The 24,011-nt window shown below is 71.6% G+C and carries 16 protein-coding genes and 2 tRNA genes; 8 read left to right on the top strand and 10 right to left on the bottom strand.

What is annotated here, in order from left to right:
- Nucleotides 1-885, bottom strand: a complete 885-nt coding sequence (locus WMF11_RS11820) for a LysR family transcriptional regulator (protein ID WP_437977525.1) — start codon at nt 883-885, stop codon at nt 1-3.
- A gap of 98 nt (nt 886-983) precedes the next feature.
- Here WMF11_RS11820 and WMF11_RS11815 point away from each other — a divergent pair, with 98 nt between their 5' ends.
- Nucleotides 984-2,939 (top strand): multicopper oxidase family protein, encoded by a 1,956-nt coding sequence (locus WMF11_RS11815; RefSeq protein WP_437977524.1) that lies wholly within the window; start codon nt 984-986, stop codon nt 2,937-2,939.
- 38 nt (nt 2,940-2,977) lie between these two features.
- Here WMF11_RS11815 and WMF11_RS11810 read toward each other — a convergent pair whose 3' ends face one another.
- Nucleotides 2,978-5,497, bottom strand: a complete 2,520-nt coding sequence (locus tag WMF11_RS11810; RefSeq protein WP_437977523.1) for a catalase — start codon at nt 5,495-5,497, stop codon at nt 2,978-2,980.
- Nucleotides 5,498-6,277: 780 nt separating this feature from the next.
- Here WMF11_RS11810 and WMF11_RS11805 point away from each other — a divergent pair.
- Nucleotides 6,278-7,489, top strand: coding sequence for a lipase family protein (locus WMF11_RS11805; protein ID WP_437977522.1), 1,212 nt, complete (start codon nt 6,278-6,280; stop codon nt 7,487-7,489).
- Nucleotides 7,490-8,093: 604 nt separating this feature from the next.
- Here WMF11_RS11805 and WMF11_RS11800 read toward each other — a convergent pair.
- From WMF11_RS11800 to WMF11_RS11780, 5 genes are all read right to left on the bottom strand, one after another.
- Entirely contained in the window at nt 8,094-8,915 is an 822-nt protein-coding gene (locus WMF11_RS11800) for an ATP-binding protein (RefSeq protein WP_437743789.1), read from the bottom strand.
- Entirely contained in the window at nt 8,915-10,501 is a 1,587-nt protein-coding gene (gene istA, locus WMF11_RS11795) for an IS21 family transposase (RefSeq protein ID WP_437974280.1), read from the bottom strand. The genes WMF11_RS11800 and istA overlap by 1 nt, the downstream gene beginning before the upstream one ends.
- Nucleotides 10,502-11,163: 662 nt before the next feature.
- Nucleotides 11,164-11,236, bottom strand: a tRNA-Arg gene (locus tag WMF11_RS11790).
- A 125-nt stretch (nt 11,237-11,361) separates the two neighbouring features.
- Nucleotides 11,362-12,375, bottom strand: a complete 1,014-nt coding sequence (locus tag WMF11_RS11785; protein ID WP_437977521.1) for a hypothetical protein — start codon at nt 12,373-12,375, stop codon at nt 11,362-11,364.
- Between the two features lie 157 nt (nt 12,376-12,532).
- The gene (locus WMF11_RS11780; protein ID WP_437908501.1) at nt 12,533-12,940 is read right to left on the bottom strand and encodes a VOC family protein; all 408 of its coding nucleotides are present in this window, start codon (nt 12,938-12,940) and stop codon (nt 12,533-12,535) included.
- Between the two features lie 215 nt (nt 12,941-13,155).
- Between WMF11_RS11780 and WMF11_RS11775 the strand changes: the two genes are divergently transcribed.
- A tRNA-Pro gene (locus WMF11_RS11775) sits at nt 13,156-13,229 on the top strand.
- Nucleotides 13,230-13,395: 166 nt separating this feature from the next.
- Nucleotides 13,396-13,986, top strand: coding sequence for a serine protease (locus WMF11_RS11770; RefSeq protein WP_437908500.1), 591 nt, complete (start codon nt 13,396-13,398; stop codon nt 13,984-13,986).
- A 42-nt stretch (nt 13,987-14,028) separates the two neighbouring features.
- Here WMF11_RS11770 and WMF11_RS11765 read toward each other — a convergent pair whose 3' ends face one another.
- The 3 genes from WMF11_RS11765 to WMF11_RS11755 are packed head-to-tail and all read right to left on the bottom strand — an operon-like array spanning nt 14,029 to nt 16,319.
- Complete coding sequence (locus WMF11_RS11765) at nt 14,029-14,823, bottom strand: MXAN_2562 family outer membrane beta-barrel protein (protein ID WP_437977520.1); 795 nt, start codon at nt 14,821-14,823, stop codon at nt 14,029-14,031.
- Nucleotides 14,820-16,037: a hypothetical protein gene (locus WMF11_RS11760; RefSeq protein ID WP_437977519.1), complete on the bottom strand. Its 1,218-nt coding sequence runs from the start codon at nt 16,035-16,037 to the stop codon at nt 14,820-14,822. The genes WMF11_RS11765 and WMF11_RS11760 overlap by 4 nt, the downstream gene beginning before the upstream one ends.
- 12 nt (nt 16,038-16,049) lie before the next feature.
- Nucleotides 16,050-16,319: a hypothetical protein gene (locus tag WMF11_RS11755; RefSeq protein ID WP_437908497.1), complete on the bottom strand. Its 270-nt coding sequence runs from the start codon at nt 16,317-16,319 to the stop codon at nt 16,050-16,052.
- Between the two features lie 68 nt (nt 16,320-16,387).
- Between WMF11_RS11755 and WMF11_RS11750 the strand changes: the two genes are divergently transcribed.
- The 4 genes from WMF11_RS11750 (at nt 16,388) to WMF11_RS11735 (ending at nt 23,996) form a co-directional block, all read left to right on the top strand.
- Nucleotides 16,388-19,918: a HEAT repeat domain-containing protein gene (locus tag WMF11_RS11750; RefSeq protein ID WP_437977518.1), complete on the top strand. Its 3,531-nt coding sequence runs from the start codon at nt 16,388-16,390 to the stop codon at nt 19,916-19,918.
- A gap of 200 nt (nt 19,919-20,118) precedes the next feature.
- Complete coding sequence (locus WMF11_RS11745) at nt 20,119-21,639, top strand: DUF6600 domain-containing protein (RefSeq protein WP_437977517.1); 1,521 nt, start codon at nt 20,119-20,121, stop codon at nt 21,637-21,639.
- Between the two features lie 66 nt (nt 21,640-21,705).
- Nucleotides 21,706-22,320 carry a hypothetical protein gene (locus tag WMF11_RS11740; RefSeq protein ID WP_437977516.1) on the top strand — a complete coding sequence of 205 codons (615 nt, stop codon included), beginning with the start codon at nt 21,706-21,708 and terminating at the stop codon, nt 22,318-22,320.
- A gap of 257 nt (nt 22,321-22,577) precedes the next feature.
- On the top strand, nt 22,578-23,996 hold the full coding sequence (locus tag WMF11_RS11735; RefSeq protein WP_437977515.1) for a DUF6600 domain-containing protein: 1,419 nt from the start codon (nt 22,578-22,580) through the stop codon (nt 23,994-23,996).
- The last annotated feature ends 15 nt before the right edge of the window (nt 23,997-24,011 follow it).

Genomic DNA, 24,011 nt, shown 5'->3' with positions numbered 1-24,011 from the left:
CTACATCTTCCCGAGCGACGCGCGCACGTGCCCGATGAACACCTTGATCTTCGGTATCTCCGACAGCGCCCCGGGGACGCTGAGCCGCACCGGCCGCTCCTGCCCGACCACGTCGGGCAGCACGGGCACGAGCACGTCCGGCCCCACGTCGGGGTCGGGCACGAGCGCGTCGGGGACGAGGCCGATGCCCAGGCCGGAGATGCAGCAGTGCCGGATGAAGTGGATGTCCGTCGCGATGAGCGCCGGCTGCACGGTGAAGGGCGCGCCCCGCCATGTCCGCCAGGTGCGCGCGTCCTCGCCCGGGGCCTGCCACGCGAACAGCTCATGGTGCTTCAGATCGTCGATCGTCTGCGGCGTGCCGCGCCGCTCCAGGTACGCGCGGCTGGCGATGAGCCACTCGCGGACGCGCAGGACGACGTGCGATATCCAGTGTCCGCTCGGCGCGTCCTCGCCGAAGTGGACAGCGATGTCGATGTCCGTGAGCGCCTCCCCCAGCGGATCGTTGCTGAAGCGGCAGTGGACGTGGAGCCTCGGATACGCGCCGCGAACGGCGGCGAAGAGCGGCGTCATCATGTGCGGCGGCAGCCCCACGGGCAGGATGACCCGCAGGGTGCCCGAGGGCGCGTCGCCCACCTCCCGGATCGAGGCCAGGAGCGCGGCGGCCTCCTGCACCATGCCGCGCCCCTTCCGGGCGAGCACCTGCCCGGCCTCGGTCGGCACGACGCCGTTCCGCACGCTCTCGAGCAGGAGGACGCCGGCGCGCGCCTCCAGCGACGCGACCTGACGCCGGAGCGTCGTGCGCGACGAGCCGAGCGCGCGCGCCGCGCCCAGGAAGGAGCCGGCCTCGACCACGGCGAGGAAGGCGCGAAGCTCTTCGAGGTCCATACACCCTGCCACTGTCCGCATTCTAGCCAGGGGTGACCGTCTTCGGCCATCCACATGCGGCGCCGCTCGATAGTGTCGCGAAAGGAGGAGACAAGTTGATGGCACGAGACGATTCGCACGCGCTCAGGCGCACAGGCTCGCTCGCGGCGCTGGCCCTCTCCCTCGCGGCGCCCGCGGGCTGCGGCGGAGGCGAGGAGACGAGCACGACGAGCACGACGCCGCAGACGACGTCCACGTACGAGGACCCCCCCGAGCTCCAGCCGGGCGCGGACGGAGCGTACGAGCTGCGTTTCGGCCCGAGCGAGGTCGAGATCGACGGGCGGCGGTTCTGTCTCCGTGCGTACAACGGAATGACGAGCGGCCCCACGATCCGCATTCCGAAGGGCGAGGATCGCAAGGTCCACGTGACCCTGCATAACGACTTCACGAAGAGCGACTTCCGCGAGATCGCGAGCATGATGGGCCATGGCAACAGGTCGTGCCACGACTTCAACCTGACGAACTTGCACGGCCACGGCCTGCACGTGCAGCCCAACTTCGCGACGGACGATCCCGCGGACCCGTGCGAGGGGGACGGCTGCGCGCCCGAGGGGAGGTATTTCGGCGACCACGTGCTGCACGAGGTGGGGCCGGGCGAGAGCGCCCGGTACCGCTGGGACCTGGACGAGGACGGGATCCACCACGAGGGCACGGACTGGTACCACCCTCACATCCACGGCTCCACGGCCATCCAGGTCATGGATGGGGCCGCCGGGGCGCTCCTCATCGAGGGCGCGCTCGACGAGCTGCCCGGCATCGCCAGGGCCAGAGAGCGGGTGATGGTCATGACGCAGGTGGCCATCGATCACCAGAACACGGTGCCCTTGAAGGAGGGAGAGGCCTGCACCGAGGACAACCTGTCGGTCACCGACTTCCTCGCTGTCGAGTCGCTCCGGGCCACGCTGATCAACGGCAAGCTCAGGCCGCGGCTCACGACGCCGCCCGGGCAGGTGGAGCGCTGGCGCATGGTCTACGCGGGCAGCCCGGACGAGATGGGGATGAAGCTCCACGTCGCGAAGGACGCTTCGTGCTCCGACTTCGACAAGGCGCCCATCGAGACGACGCAGATCGCGCGCGACGGGCTGACGCTCCCGCAGCTCTACAGGAGCGACACGGTGTGGGTCTCCCCCGGCTACCGCGCCGACGTGATGGTGAAGATGCCTGAAGGCAAGCAGACGCTCTGCCTCGTCGGTCGCCGGCCGAACGATCTCCTGGGGAGCGTGATCGCGATCGTCGACGTGGACCCGAGCGCGGGCGAGCCCACCGAGGTGAACCTGCCCGCGGAGGCGGACGTGGCCGCGCTCGCGCCGCCCACCTCGTGGACCGGCACGGTCGACGGGAAGGAGATGGAGGTGAGCTGCGATTCGGTCGAGGCCGCGCACCAGAAGGTGGTGCTCCTCGTGCCCACGCCGGGGAGCAACCCGCCCGACCTCAGCAGCGATGTGGCGCTCATGTCCTGTGACCCGGGAGACCACCCGCACGAGGTCGATCCGGACGCGCCGGTGTGCATCTGCCCGGATCCGAACATCAGCTGCCGCAAGTTCGACGAGCGGCGCGCCCGCGGCTACCGGAGCGATCGGGTCATGACCGTCGGCAGCGCGGAGCGGTGGGAGATCCGCGCGTTCGACGGGCACCCTTTCCATATCCACATCAACCCGTTCCTCGTGTGCCCCAACAAATCGAACAAGGAGCCCAACTTCGCCCACTGGCGAGACACGATGTGGGTCCAGGTCGAGGACGGGCCGCGCGACGTGATCATGAACCCCCGGAGGTTCACGGGCCAGTTCGTGGCGCACTGCCACAAGCTGAACCACGAGGACGAAGGGATGATGGAGCTCGTGGAGATCTGCGACCCGGGAGATGAAGAGTGCCTGTGTCAGGGGACGGACGAGAGCGGCGCGTGCATCTCCCAGGCGGGGTGTCAGCCGGACGATCTCGCGTGTCAGTTCGCGAAGACGGCGACCGACGCGTACCCGGCGCCGCCGCCGCCGGACCTGGAGCTCTGCGGGCCGTGATGGCGCCCGTCGCGTCGCCCCGCTGACGGGAGGCCGGATCAGACCGCCGGCGGCTCGGTCTGGCGCTGCCACGCGCGGTGCATGGCGATCGCCTTGACGAACGCCGGCGCCGCCGCGGACACCGCGTCGTCCGGCAGGACGAGCAGGCCCGGGTCGGCCCCCGCCGCGGCCTTGATGCCAGCGGCCTCGGCGAGCGGCGCGGCCGACGCTGGCACGAGCAGCGGCTTGCAGTGGCGGTACTGGAGCTGGACGAACTCGACAGCGAGCCCGTCGCGCGCCAGCGCCGCCGCGCCCTTGCCGGGCAGCAGCGCCGCGGCGTCGAAGAGGACGCTCGGGGCCGCCTCGATCGTCACCTCGACCGGCAGCTCGTCGCCCTCGGCCGTGCGCACCACCCCGAGGCGCGCGCCGACGTAGCGGGGCACCGCGCCCGCCAGCAGCAGCGCCTCGTAGAGCGCGCCCGCCTCCGCCCCGCTCACGCCGTCGGCGACGACGAGCGCGACGCGGCGGCCGAGGATGCGGCCATCGCCGGGCCGGGCGAACAGCGACAGGGCCGGCGACACAGCGACCTCCGGGTCCTTGACGGGCGGCGCCACCATCGAGAGCGGCTCGGGGAGCGGCATGCCGAGGTCGGCCGCGACCTGCGCGGCCAGCCCCTCGTCGACGTTCCGCAGCATCCGGACCATGCGCTCGCGGATCGCCTGCGTCTGCACGCGCGTCAGCTCGAAGCGGAAGGCGCGCGCGATGTGCGCGCGCTCGACGGGCGTCTGGCTCGCCCAGAAGAGGCGCGCCTGCGTGTAGTGGTCCGCGAACTTCTCGGGCTTCACGCGCAGCTTGCTCGGCTCGATCGCGGCCTGCTGCGCCAGGAGCCGCTCGGCGACCGAGGCGAAGCCGCGCGCGCCGGCCTGGAAGGGGCAGCCACCGGCGAGCGAGTTGGGCTCATAGTTCACGCGGCCGCGGTTGATCGCCTGGCGGTGGAACCCGTCGCGCTGGTTGTTGTGCACCTCGGCGACAGGCGCGTTGATCGGGATCTCGTGGAAGTTCGGCCCGCCGAGGCGCGTGAGCTGCGTGTCGAGGTACGAGAAGTTGCGCCCCTGGAGCAGCGGGTCGTTCGTGAAGTCGATGCCAGGCACGATGTGCTGCGTGCAAAACGCGACCTGCTCCGTCTCGGCGAAGAAGTTGTCGGGGTTGCGGTTCAGGACGAGCCGGCCGACCGTGCGCAGGGGCGCGAGCTCCTCCGGCACGATCTTGGTCGCGTCGAGCACATCGAAGCTCCACCGCTCGGCCTCGGCCTCCGTGAACGTCTGGATCTGCAAGAGGTACTCGGGGAACGCGCCGCCCTCGATGGCCTCCCAGAGATCGCGGCGGTGGAAGTCGGGGTCGGCGCCCGCGATCTTCACCGCCTCGTCCCAGTCGAGCGAGTGTGTGCCGAGCACGGGAGTCCAGTGGAACTTCACGAGCGTCGCCTCGCCGGCCGCGTTGACGAGCCGGAAGGTGTGCACGCCGAAGCCCTGCATCGTCCGGAAGCTGCGCGGGATCGCCCGGTCGCTCATCTGCCACATGACCATGTGCATCGACTCGGGCATGAGCGAGATGAAGTCCCAGAAGGTGTCGTGCGCGCTCGACGCCTGCGGCATCTGGTGGTGCGGCTCGGGTTTGACGGCGTGCACCACGTCGGGGAACTTCATCGCGTCCTGGATGAAGAAGACAGGGATGTTGTTGCCGACGAGATCCCAGTTGCCCTCTTCGGTGTAGAACTTCACGGCGAAGCCGCGCACGTCGCGCACCGTATCGGCGCTGCCGCGCTCGCCCGCCACGGTCGAGAAGCGCACGAAGACAGGCGTCCGCTTGCCGACCTTGGCGAAGGGCGCGGCCTTGGTGACCGAGGTGATGTCCTCGGTGCACTCGAAGTAGCCGTGCGCGCCCGAGCCGCGCGCGTGCACCACGCGCTCGGGGATGCGCTCGTGATCGAAGTGCGTGATCTTCTCGCGCAGGATGAAGTCCTCGAGCAGCGTCGGGCCGCGCAGCCCCGCGCGCAGCGAGTTCTGGTTGTCCCCGACGGGCACGCCCTGGTTCGTCGTGAGCGCCCGACCGAGCGAGTCGACCCGATGCTTCTGCAGAGGCCCCTGGTTCGGATTTTCGCCCGGCGCCGCCTTGGCGCCGTTCTTCTCGGACTCGTTGCTCTCGGTGATCGTGCTCGCGGTCGCGTCGAGGTTCTCGGGCTTCGCCGTGGCACCTTGCGGCGGCTGTGGCATTTTGCCGCGTAGCGCGTACTCGGCGCCTTTGTTCACGTTCTCGGGGATCGCGGCGACGAGCGCTTCCGTGGCGTCGATCTTCGCGTCGAGGCGGTCGGCTGCTGCCGCGTGGCGCACCCGGGCGTCCTCACTGCTCGTCCCGCTGCCGAGCGCGGTCGCCGCGCGCTCGAGGAGGCTGCGTTTCGTCCGTGCCGCCCGCGGCTTCGCCGACGGGCCACCCATCGATTGCTTCGCGCTGCCCGCGCCCTTCTCGGTCGGCGCCGGCACACTGGACGACGGCTTCGCGGGGTCTTTGCGTTCGGTCATGAGATGTCCTCCGGGGAGCCGGGGTTTCAGCAAAGGGCGCACCAACGCGCGAGCTTCAGGCAAGCGCGGGCGACGGACGCGCGGCAGAGCCCGTTGCGGCGCATCGGTCGGCCCGCCGTGGCCTGGTGGAGCGTCGCCGTGCCGCCAGCCGCGGCGATGGCCGGACGGACGCCTCACGCGATGGGCTCGGCGGGGAGCCCGTGCGCGCCCCAGCGTGGCTCCCCCGGGAGACTGCTCTCCGTCGTGCCTGGCGATGCACATGCGCGCACAGGCAGGGCGCGCGTGAGCCCGAGCTCCTCCGACTGCAAGGCCGGACGAGCCATATCGTCGACCCCGGCGGGAGCCGCCAGGAGCCGTGCTCATGACGATGGCTGGGCGGTTACGAGCTCCGTGCGCTCGACCCGTCGGACGCCCGGCCTCTGGTCAGATAGCGTAACACCACCGTTCGAGCAGCCAGTGTTCGCCGTTCTGCTGCCGCGCGAGCGCGCTCCATCGGAAATGAGGCTGCCGCCACCTCGGTCCGAACGGCGAGCCGGCGAGAAATCCGTGGAACGTCGCGGCTCCAGGTACGCCCCCGTATCGCCCCTTTCCTGAAGCCATTCTCCAGTACCTCCCAGACCAGGGAGGCGCTCTCTTGAGTGGGGATCGACGCGTGGCCTCGCGCCACACACATTAAACGCGGCGACGCCCGACATCTCAACCCACAAAACGTCCATCATCAAAAGCCAACACACCGACGTCACCAAAGAACATCAGAACACACAACCAACAGAGGAACAGATGATTTTCGAAAGCATCCACGCCGCCGGGCGCCCCGTGCCCGCCACCAGTCACATGGCGCCACGAGGAGCACAGGGCCTCGTAGGCTTCTTTCAAAAGCCCGAACAGAGCCTAGAAACAAGCAGAAAGGGATTTTACGATCGCAAGACCTCCGAGCTCCTCGCATTCGCATCGTCATGGACGTACTCGAACATCGGCGCGTACGCCTACGCGATGGCAAACCATGGACTGACCAACAATGACAGCGTCTCCATCACGCTCACGAACGACGCACTATTCGTTGACACGTCCGCGTTCATCCTCCAAAGCCAATCCAAGAACGTCGTAATCGTCTCTTTTCGAGGGACCAAAGTCCGTGGCACCATCAACTGGCTCACGGACGCGACCGCCCGACGCGAATCCTTTCTCTCCGCCGGAGAAGTCCACGGCGGCTTTCACCGCGCCATTCGGGCGATATGGCCTATACTCAGGCCATTGCTCTTGGCCGCCGCCGAACGGAGATCCATTTGCGAAGAGCTCGAGCGCCAAAAGCGAATATGGTTAAAATCGTGCGGAGATACCGCGCCGCATCCGTTCCCGGTCGACGAACCCACGCGAACGGAAGAAGAGGCATCAGCCACAGCCGAAGGGTCGCCCGCCCCAGCGACTAAAGGAGGTGTCAGGCCGAACGCGCGGCCAGCGTGCGCTCCGGTCGCTGATAATCCGCCCGCGTTCTACATCACGGGACACAGCTTGGGGGGGGCTCTCGCGGTTCTTGCCGGTGCGATACTTCATCGAGACGACGATTTCAGCACCCGATTCGGCTCTGCCGTTCGTGGCATTTACACCTACGGACAACCGATGGTCGGCGACTCCACTTTTGCCCGCGAGCACAAGGACAACATCGGCACGATCCTATTTCGCCATGTGTACGAGAGAGATATCGTGCCTCGACTTCCGCCCATCACCATGGGCCGGTTCGAGCACATTGGCCGCGAGTATCACTCGACCGAAACAGGATGGGCGCTGAAGACCGAGCCCGTGCGTAGGACGCTGACGGCAGGCCTCAGCAATATCATAGGCATCGCAGCCTGGTTAACGCAGGACGTGCTCCCCATCAGATGGCTACGCCTCCCATTCTCCTGGGGCCACCACTCACCGATCAACTATATGCGAGCGTCAATGATCGCGGATCCGGGGGCCGAGTTCGATCCCTTTGCGCCCACCGTGTGAGCGCAGCCTGCCGTAGAAGAGGACCTGGTGCCGCGCCTCAGGTTGATGATCCGGTTCACCCGGCGCGGGCGCCTGGGGGGCGTGAGCGAAGCACGAGAGCAACCGAGGCCCAGGTTCAGGGGTGTAGAGCGAAAGTCACCGTCGCTCGACGAGGCTCGGTGCACGCAGAGCAACGAAGGCGCCTCGCGCGCCTGCAGTTCCCGCCTGCGCCCGGCTCGGCGGCCCGCGACGACGGACCAGTCCTCTCGTCAGGCCCCCCATCCGTGCCACGTCGCAGGGTCATGGGGCCACCCCGTCGCAGGGTCATGGGGCCAGGGGGAGACACCGTGATCGGTCTCGACCATGCCCGAGACCGCGAAGCGTGTCGAGGTCCCCGGAGCCGGGCGCGCAGCGACCGGCGACGTCTCTCTTTTCGCAGGGTCATGGGGCCACCCAGGCCCCCGGTAGATCCCGGCAGGGTCCGCGACGCTCAGGAGCAGGCAGGTTCGCCCCGCCCCCAGCAACACCAGCGGTCCCATCGACGAGGGTGGGCGAGGCACGCCGCTCGGAGCGAGGGGTCAGAGGCGCGGCCCCAGGCTCGACGTCCTCGCCGGGGCCGCAGCGGTCATCGCCGCCTGCCGCGTGGGTGGGTGGGCGGCTTGCTGCGCGCGGGCACCAGCGCGGCCGTGGTGCTCTCGTCGAGCTTCGGCTTGAGCCGCGGTCTGTACGACTCCCCGTCGATGATGAAGTCGAACGCCGCGTTCTTGAACCGATCGACGGCGCTCTGCGCGAGCAGCACGTCGTCGAACATCGCGAGCCACTCAGCCGTGTCGCGATTGCTCGTGACGATCATCGAAGCGTTGCCTGTGCGTTCGAGGAAGAGCTGGTACACGTCGCGGCTCTCTTCCTTGTTCATCGCCTCGAGCGCGAAGTCGTCGAGGATGAGCAGGTCGACGGTCGTGAGCGCGACCATCTCGGCGTCGCGTGAGTTGTCGAGTCTGCTCTGGCGCAGCCTGCGCAGCATCGCGTCCGCGCGCAAGAAGCGCACGCTGTAGCCGTGCTGGCACGCGAGGTGTCCGAGCGCGTTCGCGAGGTAGGTCTTGCCCACGCCGACAGAGCCGAGGATGACGATGTGCTTGTGCTCTTCGAGGAAGCGTAGGCTCGTGAACCCGCCGAGCAGACGCTTGTCGAAGCTGACCTTCGCGGTCTTGTCCCAGAGCTCCAGGCGCATGGCCGGGTCGAGCCCGGCGTCGCGTACGCGGCTCTCCGTCGCGCTGGCCTCGCGGCGCGCGATCTCGTCGGTGAGCAGCATGAGCAACAGCTCCTCGTGTCCCATCGACTGCTTCTCGGCGACCAGGAGACGCTCGCGCAGCGTCGCCGCGATGCGGCCGAGACGAAGGCGCTTGAGCGCTGTGATGAGCGCAGGGTCGACATCGCTCGAGCTCATCACGAGTCCTCCTTGGTCGCGGCAGCCGCCGGCATGCGCGTCGCGAAGTGCTCCGTGCTGCGCGCGAACCGCGGCGCGGGCAGCGCAACGACCGTGCGCTGCCCCGTGGACGGTGACGCCGGCGTCTTCGCCGTCTCGAGCATGCGCGCCACGCGCTGCACGTCGATGACATCAAACGCGAGCGCGCTCTGGCAGATCGCCTCGACACGCCCATTACCGAACTTCTTGCACAGACGCAGCAGCGCGTAGACCAGCCGCATGCGCGTCCAGGGCAATGGCACCGCGAGCAGTCGCTCAGCGTAGACGCCGACGTGCACTCCGCACGTCTTCGCGCTCGCGATGAGCGAGGCGACGTCGCGCACCGCTGCGACGTCCTTGCCCATGGGGTAGTCGCTCGGATCGGTGGAACGCTTGCCCGGCGCGACGCGCGCGTGCACTTTCACGAGCTCCGTACCGGCGTAGATTCTCACCGACGCGCTGTCGGCGCGGACGCGCACCGTGCTGCCGACGTAGCGGGTGGGCACGCTGTAGAGCGACCGGAGCACCTGCACGTGATGATCGGGGTGCACCTTCGCGTCGGTCCAGTACGGCACGTCGAACGGTGCTGCCGGCGCCGGCTTCATGGCGCTCCTCTCGCGCGCCTCGAACACCTCGCGCGGTACCTCGCGCGTCGTGCCGTGGACGCGCGCGCCGGCAACGTCGCGGCACCACCGCTCAGCCGACACGCGCGCGTCGTCGAGGCTCGTGAACGATTCGCCGTCGAACCAGCTCTCCCGCACGTAGGCGACCTGATTCTCGACACGCGCCTTGTCTCTCGGCGACCGGACACGCGCGGCATCGACGAACAGCCCGCGCGTCTGCGCGTAGTCGAGGAAGGCTGGCACGAGCACGGGGGCAAGCTCGTCGGCGCGCAGCACGATGGCTTTCATGTTGTCCGGGATGATCACGCGCGCCATCGCGTCGAAGAACCGCCACGCGGCATCCAGGCCCGCGCACACCGCCACGGTGGTCTGCTCGAACGACGGCCACACGAACTGGTAGCGGCTGTACACGAGCGTCACCACGAGCACCCACAGATTGCGAGCTCGCTGCGTCGCAGGATCGAACAGCCTGCCCATGAGGCCGAAATCGACCTGCGCGACCTCGCCGGGCTCGGTATCAGCGACACGAACCGTCGGCGTCTTCTTGCGCCACGCGAGCTCCTCCTTGGCGAAGCGCCAGAGCGTGTCGTAGCTCGCCGTGACGCCGTGGTCGCGCTGGAGCAGCGTGTGGATTTTCCGCAGCTTCAGCGGGCGAGATTGAGCGAGCCAGGCCTCGATACGCACGCGATGCGCGTCGATCTGCTTCCTCTCGTCGCTCGCGTCGGGCACCGGGCGCGCCTGCACGCGCTGGGCGATCGCGTGAATCTCCTCGTCCGTCGGCTCGCGGTCGAGTGGCAGTGGCAGCGTCGCTGCGGCCTCGAAGTACCTGCCGACCGTCTTGCGATCGAACCCCGTCTCGCGCGCCACCTGACGCGCGCTTTGCCCCGCCGCACGACGGCGGAGCATTTCCTTGATGTCAACCATGATCAGCTCTCGGTAGGGCATCGGGCTCCTTCCGACGGCGACCCGCGCCGTCATCGGAAGGAGCCCGTCTCAGATCCCGACCGCGGCGTCCCGAGCTGGCCCCATGACCCTGCGAAAAACCTCGGAAGCTGGCCCCATGACCCTGCGAAAAACTGGGTCACGCCCCCGCGCGGGTGGCCCCATCCTCCTGCGATTGGGGTGGCCCCATGACCCTGCGAAAAACGCCGTCAGGTGGCCCCATGACCCTGCGAACTGGCATCCGCTCGGACGGCGCCATCTGGGCCATCAGCTCGCGACGACGGCGGAGCGCATCGCGCTCCGCGCGGCGCCTGGTCGCGGAGTCTGCCCGCTCGATCCGCCGCGCGGTCGCCATGGTGCTTCGAACGAATCCAGCGGGCGCCAGACCCGAGCGGGCGCTCGTGAGCTCGGCCAGCCATTGGAGACGCCGCCCACCCCGAGCTCAAGCGTCCTCCCCCCGTCGCAGGCTGGCACGGACGCGGCTGGACGACGTGAAGGAGCTCCTCGGCCACGCCGACATCAGCGCCACGTGCCCCTGACAGGCTAGGCCCTGAACGCCGCGACCAAGGAGACTCAGCAAGCGTCAGGTGCATGGGCAGCTCGATCTGCCCACAGCCTGCCCATGACACCTGGGCCCGTCCTCGTAAGTGCCCGAAATCCTTCGGCACCCCCGGCAAGAATTGAACTTGCGACCTTCGGTTTAGGAAACCGCTGCTCTATCCACTGAGCTACGGGGGCAGGGGCGACAGCCGCTACGGGGGCCGGACCCTGGCACACCTCGCCTCACGCATCAAGCCAGATCCCAGCCCGCTCTTCCGCCGCGCCTCACCGCCGCGCGTTCCTCCGGCCTCCGCGCGCCTCGATCACTTCCACACCTCGCCCCAGAGCGCCGCCCCGATCGCCAGCGCGCCCGCGCCCCGCATCAGCCCTGCCCGCAGCGCCGCCACGGCGCGCTCGCGGTTCCCCCTCACGACCCGGGCGATCTGCTGCGCCCCCCGGTAGGCGTGGGTCGGCCTCACCACCTCGACCTGCACCTCGTCCCCGAGGCCGAGATCGATCCTCTCCCCCGTCCCCTTCCCCCCGGCCCACGCATCGCTCCCCGCTGCGCCGTCGTCTCCCGCCGCCATCACCCCCATCGCCCCCGCCTCGATCTCCGCTGCGATCCGCTCCGCGACCTCGTCCCCCGCCCCGCTCCGCTCCCGCGGCAGCTTCAGCACCCTCGCGATGTCCATCGCGTCCATCGCGCACATTCCCCCCACCACGCCGAACCCCATCGCCGCCACGAGGCGCCCCAGGTCGGGCGCCGCCGCCCCCGCCAGCCCCGACCCCAGCTGCAGCGCCACCGCGATCACCGCCGCCGTGGCCGCCCACACCGCCCGCCGATCCGAGAGCGCCACGATCGAGCCGGCGCGCGCCCGCCCGACGCGGTTCGCGGCGCTCAGCACCACCGCGAGCGCCGGGACGAACGGCAGCGCGATCACCGCGCCGGCCGCCGCGCCGAAGATCATCGCTGCCGGCCCCGCGACGAGCCCGATGATCAGCCCGTTCACGGCGCCGGCCGCCACGATGGCCCACAGCGCCGGCACGCCCTCCACGAACGGCCCCCGCCGGGTCCATTTCCCCGGCGCGTCGACCCACGGCAGACCGTCCGCCGGCGCATCGCCCGCGCCGAACGCCATCGATCCATCACCCCGGACGCCTCCGCTCCGCGGCGTCAGGTAGTAACCCAGCAGCGCCGCGACGATCGGGGTCACACCCGCGAGCCAGAAGCGGAGCGCGTGCTCGTCCGTCGCGAGGACGTCGGCCGCGAGCCAGCCGCCCACGAGCCCGATCGCCCCGCAGGGGAGCACGAGCGACACGGGCGCATCAGGTGACATGGAATCGGGCGTTGAACGCGGCATCTCGAAGCCCTCCGGCTCGTTCGTTCCCCTTCGACGCGCAGGCCCTCGAGCAGCTTCCAGGTCCCTGGCGCGCCGCCCGACCTTCCATCATCTCACCACGGCGCTCCATGCGCACTGCACACGGTCCGCGCCATCAGCCCGGCCCTGCCCGCGGGTGCGGGTAGTGGCTGAGCGCCACCAGGTTCCCGTCGGGATCGCGCGCGTACATCGTGTAGGCGCTCTCCCGCTCGACGATCACGCCGCCCGCGGCCAGCCGGCGGCGCCACGCCTCCCGCTCGGACGGCGTGATCCCGAGGGCGACGCAGTGCCAGCCAGGCGCCTCGTCCGCGCGCATCGGCCCGGCGGCGCCCGCCCGCTCCACGGCCAGAAAGGCGCCGCCCCCGAGCTCCAGCCATACCGATCGAGGCGCTCCGGCCTCGTCCGTCCAGCGCCGCACCACCGGCAATCCGAGGACGCCCGCGTAGAACGCCTCGGCCCGCACCAGATCGCGCACGACCACGGCCAGGTGATGAACCGACAGCGGCGCGACTGTCCCGCTCATGCTGCGCCCTCATTTCAGCGCCTTTCTCGCGGCGACGCACCTGAAAAGCCACACGGGCGCCGCGCGGCCGACGCCTCGCCGACGCCGGGCGCTCGATCGGCCGGCGCCGGGCGCTCGACGCGCTCGACGCGTTCGACGCGTTCGACCATCGGCGCGACCTGTCTTGCCCCGGCAGGGCGCCTCGTCTATGGTCCCGCTCGCGGACGCGCTCTGCCCGGGGAGTCGCACAGTCCGGTAGTGCACGAGCTTTGGGTGCTCGTTGTCGCGGGTTCAAATCCCGCCTCCCCGACCCTCTCCGACGATCCTCGCCCCTCGCGGGCCCTGCGGCCTCGAAGCCCGGTGGCCCCGGCCTTGCGGCTCAGCTGGCTCGCCGCTCGCGTCCCCGTCGCATCCGTCATCGCCCCCGCCGCGCATCGAACTTGGCCTCCTCGGGTCCGCTGCGCATAGTCCCGCCGATGTCGACGCCCGTAAGACTCCTGCTCGGCGCATGTCTCTCCCTGTCCGTCGTCGCAGGGTGCGGCGGGCCGCAGACGGCCGCACCGGCAGCGGCTCCGGCGCCGCGCGCGCAGAGCGCAACGCCGCCCAAGCAGGCGGTGCCCGCCGGGCAGCTCGCCCGCGCCGACGTCGACCGGGTGCTGCTGCAGGGGCCGCCCTGGATCCTGCGGCGCGTGCCGGTCGAGGAGGTCGTCCGGGCGGGCGCGTTCATCGGCTGGAAGATCCTCGCGCTGCCCGCGGACTGGAGCAGCATCGAGCTCAAGACCGGCGACGTCGTCACCCAGGTCAACGGCACGACCCTGGAGCGCCCGGACGACCTGTTCGCGGCCTATCGCGCCCTGGCCAGCGCCAGCGAGCTCAAGATCACGTACGAGCGCGAGGGCGCCGCGCGCGAGCTCGTCGTGCCCATCGTCGGAGCCCCGTCCAAGGAGACCGTCGAGACCTTCGCGAGCGACAGCCCCCCGCGCCGCGCGACGACCGCCCGGCCGCGGGGAACGACGGTGATCGAGGAAGACGACGGCGGCGCGCCGCTCGAAGGCAGCGCGCCGTGAAGCGCGTACCGGCGCCGCGCACCCATTGCGCGGCGCCGCGCCTCACATGTCGAAGGCGAGCCCCAGGACCCACGTCGAGGTGCCGACGTGCATCTGCGGGCGCGAGCCCAGCCCGTCGAGGTTCGCGAACATCCACTCGCCGAACAGGTACGTGTGGTTGATGCCCGTCGTCTCATCGAGCTGGGAGGCCGAGCGGCGGTCCAGCCAGTTGAGCGCGAGCATCCCGCCGAACGCGAGGTGCGTGCCCCACGTGATGCCCTCGCCCCGGACGCCATCGGGCTTCGGCGTGACAGGGCCCGACGTCGAGGTCCATAATCCCATCCCCAGGCCCACCTTCGCGTAAGGCACGATCGGAACGCCCGTCTTGCGCATCAGCTCGTCGGCGCGGAGCACGGCGGACAGGTGCATCGGCATGATGGTGAGCGAGGTCTCCTCTGCCTCGGCCCTCTCGTCGCTGCCCGCCACGAAGGCGCTCGCCGACGCCGACGTGTACCCCCAGCCGAGCCCTGGGCCGATGGCGCCGACGTACGGGATCCGGAGCGGCAGCCAGTCGACCTCGACCCCGAAATAGAACTCCTGGCCGTCGCCGAAGGTCTTCCCGTAGGGGCCCGCGCCGGAGAACTCCTCGTCGACCTGGGGAGAGTACGGGGCGAAGCGGAGCTCGAACGCGAAGCTCTGAGGAGACGCATAGCGCTCCTCTCGCTGGATCCTCGAGCGATCGTGCTGCCGCCAGTCACCCATCCCGGGGCTCGTTTGGGCGCCGGCGACGGAGGCGGCGAGGAGCGCCGCGCTGCCGGCGAGGCAGGCGGCCGCCCGATGACGGAGATGACAGCTCATTCGCTCTCCTGCGTGAAGGAACGCGCGTGCGTGTGCGCGTGGCGTCGACGACGGCTCCTGCGCAGCAACCCGAGCGCCGCGCCGGCCGCGACGGCGGCGAGCGGCGCAGCGGCCCACCGGCCCGCCCCCACCGGCCCTTCGATGCTGCAGAAGCCCCCACCGGCTTGCCCGCCGGCGTCCCGGTACTGCTCGAAGAACCCGTCGACGTCGGTCGCGGTCGCACAGGAGATCGCCGACAGCGGCCCGGCATTGCCCACCTGGTCATAGGCCGCGACGCCGACGACATACGACCTGCCGTTGACGATGTTCTTCGTGGCCTCGCCACGGCTGCCCCTCCCCACGCTGCCGCACTGCTGCGCGGAGTCCGGGATCTCCCCCGGCACCAGGAGCGACGAATGGCAGCCGGAGCTGCCGCCGCTCGTCGTTCCCCCGCCGGTTCCCGCCGCGCCGTCGCCTCCGCCGGCTGCCCCGCCGCCGGCTCCCGCCGCGCCGTCGCCTCCGCCGGCTGCCCCTGCCCCGCTCGAGGCAGGCGAGGACTGCCCGCCGTCGTCGCAGTAGAGATAGTAGCCGAGCACTTCATCGGCCTCGTTCTGCGTGTAATCGACGAGGATACGCCCATCGCCGGAGTGCGCTTGCACGTCCGTCGGCGGCTTCGGGCCCTGGAGGTCCACCTTGGTCTGCTCCCATTTCGCGAACTCCGGCTCGCTGTCGTCCGCGCTGGAGAGCCGCAGGAAGTAAACGACCATCTTGACCGCCTCGGTGCTCCCCCGCGACGTGTCCTCGCAGTCGTCGGCGCCGAGCAGCTGCTTCGCGATCTCCTTGGCCGGCAGCGTGACGACCACCGTCTCATCCACGCCGGGCGTCACCGGGAGCCGCTTGCAGTAATCGCCGGGCTGGCGATTCTCGGCCTGGGTGCAATCCGTCGACTCGGTGACCCACACCTCGAGGCTATCGCTGCTCGTCGGGTTGGTCAGCGTGAGCGTGAGCTCCAGATCGTTGCCGGTGACGCAGTCCTCATGGCTGATCCAGAGGGGGTTCTGCGCGTCCGGGCGAGTGACCTTGGTGCGCACCACCTGGCTGCTGATGTTCACCGTCGCGCCGGCCTGTCGCGCGCCTCCGGCGAGCGCCGCCGCCGCGAGGGCCACCGCGCACAGCCGGGGGAGATGCCGCCGCCCTCGCGGCCGGAGCCGGACGGGATACCTTGTCGTGTCCATGGGCGCGTCCTTTCAGCACAGCTCGTACCACGCCGCAAATGCCCCGCACAGCCCTTCGAACGGCGCGGAAATCGTTCGTGCGCCCGCGCCGGATGCCGCGTCGAACGCGCCCTCGGAGGCCCCTGCGGTCCCGTCGGAGGCGTCCTTGGAGGCGTCCTCGACGCCCCACCTCGGAGGCTCGGAGGCGCGCCGCATGACGAGCTGGCCATGGTCACCGTCCATTCCTGACAAGTTGGCATCGGTGCCGCGGAGCAGGGTGAGCGGACCGCCGCGCAGCGCCATGGGCCGACGGACGGGCTGCGTGGCCCGAAACACGCGCTCTTCGAGAGAGCTCGGCTAGCTTGAGGCAGGTGGATTCGACCGACGCCGCTCCCCCGCAGCCGGGCTCGAAGGCAGGGCCGAGCGCGAAGGAGCGCGCCGCGGCGCCGGAGACGGTGCGCCCGACCTCGAGCCGGCCCAGCCGGCTGGCGCCGAGTGGCGCCGCCCCTGACGCCCACACGGCCGTCCTCGGCGTCCCCCTCGACCGCGTCGAGCTGCACCGGACCGCGCTGCTCTTCTGCCTGCTCTTCCTCGCCGCCCTCCTCTTCGTCGTCGGCCGCTCCGCGCGCGACGCGCTCTTCCTCACCAGGTTCCCCGTCACCTGGATCGCGCCGATGTGGATCGTCTACGGCGTCGCCTCCGCCGTCGCCGCGCTCGCGTACGACCGCGTCGCCCGCCGCCTGCCGCGCGCCCAGCTCTGCGTCGCCTTCGCCCTCTTCGGCGCAGCCACGTTCGCGCTGCTGCGCGTCCTCATCGGCCAGGAGGTGCGCGCCGCGTACCTGGTCTTCTACATCTGGTCCGAGATCATCGCGAACTTCACCGCCGTCCTCGTCTGGGCCGTCGCCCAGGACCTGCACGACCCGCGCAGCGCCAAGCGCCTCTTCGGCCTGATCGGCAGCGGGCGCGTCGTCGGCACCGTCGCCTGCGGCTTCGCGACGGGCGCCGTCGTCCGGTGGATCGGCACCGAGAACCTCCTGTTCGTGCTCATCGCGGCGCTCCTCGCCATGGCCGCGCTCACGAGCGCGCTCGCGCGGCGCTACCCGCTCGGGCGCCCCCCGTCCGGCGACGAAGAGCTCCTCCAGGCCCGCCTTCCGCGCATGGACGTGTGGCGATCGCGCTACGCCCTCACCGTCGCGCTGCTGACCTTCCTCCTCTTCACGGTCCTCACGATCGGCGACTACCAGTTCAAGGCGATCGCCCTCACGGCCTACCCCCACGTCGACGACCTCACCCGGTTCATGGGGTTCCTCTACGGCGCCGTCGGCGTGGTCGGCCTCCTCGTGCAGCTCGTCGCGACCCCCCGGGTCCTCCGGCGCCACGGCGTGCTCGGCGGGCTGCTCGCCATGCCGGCCGCGTTCACCGCGAGCACCGTCGCGCTGCTCGCGGCGCCGTCGCTCGCCTGGGGCGCGATCCTCAAGCTGAGCGACAACGCGCTGCAGCTCACGATCTACGACGCGACGATGCAGCTCTTGTTCTTCCCGTTCCCGCCGGCGCTGCGGGAGCGGGTGCGGACGCTCGTCTCCACGATCGCCAAGCCCCTCGGCTACGGGCTCGGCGCGCTGATCCTGCTCGTCGTGGCGCCCACCGCCGCGACGGGCCCCGCGCTCGTCGAGGAGGCCGCGTGGATCGGCGTCTACTCCCTCCCGCTCTGCGCCGCCGCCATCGCCCTCCTCCCGCTCGTGCGGCGCGGCTACTTCGACGCCATGCGCCGGACGTTGATGCGCCGCCAGATCGAGCCGGACAGCGTCGCGTACGGCCCCCAGACGCGCGCGATCCTCAAGGAGGCGCTCTACAGCCGCGCCATGGTGCAGGTGCTCTTCGCGGTCGAACAGCTCCAGCAGCTCGACCCGACCCTCGTGCGCGAGGCCGTGCCCGCGCTCGCGCGCCACGGCTCGGCCAGGGTGCGCGCGCTCGCGGTGCGCCTCGCGGCCGAGCTCGAGCACGAGGAGGGCGCGAGCATCGCGCGCGCGGCGATCCACGACCGGAACACCGACGTCCGCGTCGCCGCCGTCGCCGCGCTCGCCGCGCTGCTGCGGGAGGACGCCCACGACGAGCTGCTCGCGCTCGCGCGGGCGGGCGCCGCGCCCCGCGCCGCCGCGGACGCGCCCGGCGGCGAGGCGCTCCGGGCCGCCGCGATCGCCGCGCTCCTGCGCTACTGCGGCCTCGACGGCATGCTCGAGGGCGCGCCGCGGCTGCGCGCGCTGCTCGACAGCCCGTCGCCCCGCGATCGCGTCGCCGCCGCCAGGATCCTCGGCCTGGTCGGCCACGCGTCGCTCCAGCGCGCGCTCGCGCGGCTCATCGGCGATCCCGACCCCGCCGTGCGGCGCGCGGCCGTGCGCTCCTCGTCGAGCGTCGCCGACCCGCGCCTGCTCCCCCTGCTCGCGGACGCGCTCGCCGAGCGCGCCCTCGCGCCGGCCGCGGCCCGGGCCATCGAGGCGCTCGGCGACGACGCCATCCCGGAGCTCGCGGCGCGCCTCGACGACGACGACACCCCGCGGGCCGTGCGGCTCGCGATCCCGCGGGTGCTCGCGCGGCTCTGCAGCCACGACGCGCTCGACGTGCTGCTCGCCCGGATCGACGACCCGAACGAGGCCCTCCGCCAGAAGGTGCTCGCGTCGGCGTCGCGCCTGCGCCTCGCGCTGCGCGCGCCGCCGGCGCCTCTCCGCGTGATCCGCGCCTGCATCGACGACGAGACGCTGGAGCACGTCCGCACGCGCGAGGCGTACATCGCGGTGCGCCCCCGCGTCGTCGGCGCGCTGCTCGATCAGCACCTGCTCCGCCGGCTGCGGAAGGGGCTCATCCGCGTGCTCCGGCTGTGCGAGCTCGCCTACCCGCGCGAGGTCGTCGCCCTCGTGCGAACCCACGTCTTCGGCCCGGATCCCGCGCTGCGGGCCAACGCGTTCGAGGTGCTCGAGTCGCTGCTCGACCGCCCGCTGCGCGAGCGCCTCGTCTCCCTCGTCGAGCGGCTGCTCGAGCTGTCCGCGGCGTTCCCCCGGAGGCCCCTGCCGCCGGAGGCCGGGGTCATCTCCTGGATCCGCCACGAGATCGTGCGCGGCGACCCCTACAGCGCCGCGCTCGCGCTCGATGCCGTCGCCCGGAGCTCCATCTCCGGCGCCGCCGGGGACGCGCTCGCCGCGACCTACGATCCGGACCCGCTGGTCCGCGAGGCGGCCGCCATCGCGGTCGCCGTCACGTCGCCGCCGGGCGCCCGCGAGCGGCTGGACGCGCTGCGGGCCGATGAGGATCCCGCGGTCGCCCGTTACGCACGATACTGGGCGGTCACCGGCGGCACCGGCATCGACCCCGAGGACGAGATGTACACGACGATCGAGAAGGTCCTGTTCCTCCAGCGTGTTCCGCTCTTCTCCCGCGTGGCCGGCGACGATCTGGTGGCGCTGGCGCGCGGCTCGCTCGTCGTGTCGCTGGCCCGGGGCGACGTCATCTTCCGCCAGGGCGAGCCTGGCGGCGCGCTCTACTCGATCATCTCGGGCGAGGTGAGCCTCACGCTGGACGGCCGCGAGATCGCGCGCCTCGGCGCGAACGACGTGTTCGGCGAGATGTCGCTCTTCGACAGCGAGCCGAGGGCCTCGACCGCGGTGGTGACCGAGGACGCGGAGCTGCTCCGGGTCTCCGCCGAGGATTTCCACGAGGCGGTGCGGGAGACGGCCGAGATCGCGGACGCCGTGATCCGGGTGCTGAACCGGCGCCTGCGCGAGGCCGACCGCAAGCTGGCCGACGCGCACGCGCGGCTGTCGCTCCTTCCGAGGCCGCCGGCGCTGCCCGGCAGAGCGCCGCCTCCGGGGGACGAGACGCCGGCGCTCGACGACAGCGATCTGGACTGAGGAGCGCCGCGCGCTCGCTCGATCGAGCGAGCGCTGCCGGTCCACGCCGCCTGGTGCGCGGCGCGGGCGATGTGGACCGCTGCTTGCAGTGCAGCTGCAATATTCGAGCGCTCAGGGACGTCCAAGGGCGGCCGAAGAGGTCTCGGGACCCCCGAGGCCAGCCTGACCTCTCCCTCGCACGTCTCTCCGGAAGGACCCGCATGGTATCGATGTATTTCCCGCTGTTCGCTTCCCTTTCGCGCCCTTCGGCCGCGGCGCCGCGCCGCTTCGGGGCGCGGCTCCGCCGGCTCGGGGGCGCGCTGCCGCTGGCCGCCGCGCTCATGGCCGCGCCCGCATGCGCCGCCGCCGAGGGGTATCCGCAGGGCGCGAGCTACGCCCCGTACGGCGCTGATGAGACCTTTCCTTCACAGCCCGCGGCATCCCGGAGGGTCCAGGTCGAGGTCCGCGTGAGCGCGCAGACGCAGCTCGAGGCGGACGAGTACGAGGACACGGATCCGAGCGCCCTGATCGAGTTCTACCGGCCGCTCGCCCCTTACGGCACCTGGGTCGACGACCCGAGCTACGGCAGGGTCTGGGTGCCTTCCTGGTCCGAGGTTGGCCTCAATTTCGCGCCCTACCAGACCGACGGGCGCTGGGCGCTGACCGACGAAGGCGAGTGGCTCTGGGTCAGCGACTACGCGTGGGGTCACATCCCCTTCCACTATGGCCGCTGGATCCGGACGACCGGCCACGGCTGGGCGTGGATCCCGGGGCGCGCGTACGCGCCGGCGTGGGTCGTCTGGCGCGTCGGCGATGACGGCTATGTCGGCTGGAGCGCGATGCCGCCCACCTACTCCTGGCGCGACGGCGTCGCGGTCCCGCTGGGGACCGTTCCCCCTGAGGCGTATGTCTTCTGCCCGACGACGCACGTGTTCCACGATCACGTCGACATGCATGTCGTCCGCGATCGCGATGAGATCCGGCGCATCACCAGGCGCTCGCGCACCTACAGGCCGGCGCTGCCGACCGCGGGCAGGCCCCAGCGCAGCTGGGCCCGCCCGGATGGCGCGGAGCGATCGAGCCCGTCCGGCCGGAGCCGTGCTGGCGGCTATCGCCCGGCGTCGCCCTCGCTCGTGGAGGTCGGCATTCCGTCGTCGGACGCGCCGAGGTTCCGCGGCAGGCCGGACCCGCGCGCTCTTGCTTATTCGCGCAAAGCGGCGACGCCGAGCGCGCACGTCGCGCCGGCGCCGGTGCCGCGTCTCTCGGCGCCCCCTGCTCCCTCGGGCGGCGACCGGCCCCAGGCGCGCGTGCTGCACGCCCCGAGGACACCCGCTTACCCTGCCCCGACCCCGGAGCAGCGCGTCAGCGCCACGCCGCACGTCGTCGCCCCGCCGCCTGCTACCACCGCGCCGCGCGTCGGCGCCACGCCGCGGGTCGGTGCCACGCCGCCTGCTGCCGCCGCGCCGCGGGTCGGCGCCACGCCGCGCGTCGGTGCCACGCCGCGCGTCGGCGCCCCGCCGACCACGTCACACGCGGTCCCGCACCACGCGCCGTCGGTCTCGGCGCCTCGACCGATGCGACCGGCGACACCGGCACCGTACGCGGGCGCGACGGTCGCGAGGCCGCCTGCGAGCCCGAGCGCGCCGCCGTCCCCGGCGCGCCCGAGGATTCGCATCCCGTCAAGCCCGGCTGCGGAGGAGGCGGCGCCGGCGCCTGCATCCGGTCGCCCGCAGTCGAGGTGACGCATGGTCCACGTATTGCGACATCCGCGCGCAGGAGAAGAACCGATGACTGCTCCCGCCGACTTTATGAAGCGTCGTTCCGTGGGGATATGGTCGTTCCTGCTCGTCGCTGCGCCCCTCGGCTTGGGCGGCTGCGTTCTCGCCGACGACGAGGATGCCCGCCGCGATGAACCCCCGGTGCACAACGGCGACGAGGACGCGGGGGACAGCCGCGTCCCTCCGCCACGTGCCCCCGCGGGCGACCCCCGGCTCGTCGCCATCGATACGGGCGCGGTCCTGAGCAGCCCGCCGGGCGAGGGCATCGGCATCTTCATCGAGTACGCCCCCGGCGGGACGTGGAAGCTCTGGACGACCTGCGACAGCAACACCTCCAAGGTCATCTGCAGCTTCGATCTCTATGTCTCGGTGGACACGTCGTCCCAGCTGTTCGACGTCGTGGGGATCGAGCTCGAGACGAAGGACTCGACGCGCCTCGTGAGCGATGGCGTCGCGCATCTCCACGCAGAGACCGGCTCGGACATCGACGCGATGGAGTTCACCACGACCCAGGGCGCCATCATCCGGCTGGAGGCCTACGTCGACGGGGTCCTGCAGCCTCGCTTCGTCTACTGGTTCGGCGACGGCGTCCTGCACCAGGGCGCGCCCAGCAACCCCCTCGACTTCAAGCCGACCGCGCCCTGAGGGCGATCCCGCCGCTCCTCCCGCTGCCAGCGCTGCGGGAGGAGCCCCGGCGAGGGCGCGCGCCGCTGCCTCAACCTCGGTCGGGCGCCGACACCTCAACCTCGGTCGGGTGCCTCGGCGCATGGCACGTAAGCGCGGCGCTCCGGATGGTGGCCTGCAATGTGCAACGTCGGGCGCGCAGGGACGTCTGAAGAGATCTGAGGGCGCCCGAGGCCAGCCCGACCTCTCCCTGGCACCCCCCTCCAGAAGGACCCATCATGCTGCCGATGCCTTTCCCGCTGTCCGCTTCCCCCTTGCGCCCTGCACCCGCGGCGCCGGGCATCCCCGGGGCCCGGCTCCGCGGGCTCGGCGGCGCCCTGCCGCTGCTCGCCGCGCTGATCGCCGCGCCCGCGAGCGCCTCCGCCCAGCCCGCCGAGCCCCCGTCGGTTCAGGTCGACGTCCGCGTGAACGCCGAGATCGAGGCGGACGCGTACGAAGACACCGACCCGAGCGCCCTGGTCGAGTTCCAGCAGCCGCTCGCCGCGTACGGCACCTGGATCGACACCCCGGGCTACGGCACGGTCTGGGTGCCCTCCGCGGTCGTGGTCGGCCCGGATTTCGCGCCCTACCAGACAGCGGGCCACTGGGCGCTGACCGACGACGGCGACTGGCTCTGGGTCAGCGACTACGCGTGGGGCCACATCCCCTTCCACTATGGCCGCTGGGTCTGGATCTCCTCCCACGGCTGGGCCTGGATCCCGGGGCGCACGTACGCCCCGGCGTGGGTCGTCTGGCGCGTCGGTGACGCCGGCTACGTCGGCTGGGCCCCGATGCCGCCCACCTACTACTGGAGCAGCGGCGTCGCGGTCTCGCTGTGGACCGTTCCCCCGGCGGCGTACGTCTTCTGCCCGACGACGCACGTGTTCCATCGCCACGTCCACACGCACGTCGTCCGCGATCGCGCGGTCGTCCGGCGCATCGCCGCGCACTCGCACACCTACAGGCCGGCGCGGCCGACCGCTGGCAGGCCCGGGCACGCCGACGTCCGCCCGCGCGGCGATGGTGGCGCGGGCCGCCCGAGCCCGCCCCACGGCATCCGCCCTGGCGGCTACCGCCCGGCGTCGCCGTCGCTCGCGGAGGCCGGCGTTCCCTCCTCGGCCGCCCCGAGGCACCGCGACAGGCCGGATCCTCGCGCCCTCGCTTACGCGCGCAGGAGCACGACGCCGAGCGCACGCCTCGCGCCCCCTCCGGCGCGCCGTCCGGCGTCGCCTGCAGGCGACGACCGTCGCGCGGCGCCCGCGCTGCGCACGCCGCTGCACCCGCGGGGGACGCCCGGCGGCGACGCTCCGGCCCCGATCGCCAGGCCCGGCCTCCCCGCGCGGGGCGTCTCCGACGCGGGCGCGCTGCCCCGCACCGGCGCGAGCCCATCGCACCGGCCGTCGCGGCCCACGGTCACGCCGCCGTCGCCCGTACCCGCCCCGGAGCCGCCGGCCGCCACGCGTGCCCTCCCGCACCGATCGCCGTCGGCCACGGCGCCGCGGCCGCTGCCGCAAGCGACGCCGGCGCCGCAGCCGAGCGCGAAGCCGCGCGCGCTCCCGAGCGCGCCGTCGTCCCCGCCGCGCCCCAGGATCCACCTTCCGTCAGGCCCGGCTCCGGGGAAGACGGCGCCGGCGTCCGGTCGCCCACGGTCGAGGTAGCGCTTTGGTCCACGT

The sequence above is a fragment of the Sorangium sp. So ce295 genome, assembly GCF_051527405.1.
Classification (GTDB): Bacteria; Myxococcota_A; Polyangia; order Polyangiales; family Polyangiaceae; genus Sorangium; species Sorangium cellulosum_B.
The sequence above is the reverse complement of the archived record's forward strand: the minus strand, read 5'-3'. Positions and strand labels throughout refer to the sequence as shown.

What these genes read in the sequence shown, in the direction of transcription:
- WMF11_RS11820 (WP_437977525.1), bottom strand. Translation starts at nt 885, where the DNA reads ATGGACCTCGAAGAGCTTCGCGCCTTCCTCGCCGTGGTCGAGGCCGGC.
- WMF11_RS11815 (WP_437977524.1), top strand. Translation starts at nt 984, where the DNA reads ATGGCACGAGACGATTCGCACGCGCTCAGGCGCACAGGCTCGCTCGCG.
- WMF11_RS11810 (WP_437977523.1), bottom strand. Translation starts at nt 5,497, where the DNA reads ATGACCGAACGCAAAGACCCCGCGAAGCCGTCGTCCAGTGTGCCGGCG.
- WMF11_RS11805 (WP_437977522.1), top strand. Translation starts at nt 6,278, where the DNA reads ATGATTTTCGAAAGCATCCACGCCGCCGGGCGCCCCGTGCCCGCCACC.
- WMF11_RS11800 (WP_437743789.1), bottom strand. Translation starts at nt 8,915, where the DNA reads ATGAGCTCGAGCGATGTCGACCCTGCGCTCATCACAGCGCTCAAGCGC.
- istA (WP_437974280.1), bottom strand. Translation starts at nt 10,501, where the DNA reads ATGCCCTACCGAGAGCTGATCATGGTTGACATCAAGGAAATGCTCCGC.
- WMF11_RS11785 (WP_437977521.1), bottom strand. Translation starts at nt 12,375, where the DNA reads ATGTCACCTGATGCGCCCGTGTCGCTCGTGCTCCCCTGCGGGGCGATC.
- WMF11_RS11780 (WP_437908501.1), bottom strand. Translation starts at nt 12,940, where the DNA reads ATGAGCGGGACAGTCGCGCCGCTGTCGGTTCATCACCTGGCCGTGGTC.
- WMF11_RS11770 (WP_437908500.1), top strand. Translation starts at nt 13,396, where the DNA reads ATGTCGACGCCCGTAAGACTCCTGCTCGGCGCATGTCTCTCCCTGTCC.
- WMF11_RS11765 (WP_437977520.1), bottom strand. Translation starts at nt 14,823, where the DNA reads ATGAGCTGTCATCTCCGTCATCGGGCGGCCGCCTGCCTCGCCGGCAGC.
- WMF11_RS11760 (WP_437977519.1), bottom strand. Translation starts at nt 16,037, where the DNA reads ATGGACACGACAAGGTATCCCGTCCGGCTCCGGCCGCGAGGGCGGCGG.
- WMF11_RS11755 (WP_437908497.1), bottom strand. Translation starts at nt 16,319, where the DNA reads ATGGCGCTGCGCGGCGGTCCGCTCACCCTGCTCCGCGGCACCGATGCC.
- WMF11_RS11745 (WP_437977517.1), top strand. Translation starts at nt 20,119, where the DNA reads ATGGTATCGATGTATTTCCCGCTGTTCGCTTCCCTTTCGCGCCCTTCG.
- WMF11_RS11740 (WP_437977516.1), top strand. Translation starts at nt 21,706, where the DNA reads ATGAAGCGTCGTTCCGTGGGGATATGGTCGTTCCTGCTCGTCGCTGCG.
- WMF11_RS11735 (WP_437977515.1), top strand. Translation starts at nt 22,578, where the DNA reads ATGCTGCCGATGCCTTTCCCGCTGTCCGCTTCCCCCTTGCGCCCTGCA.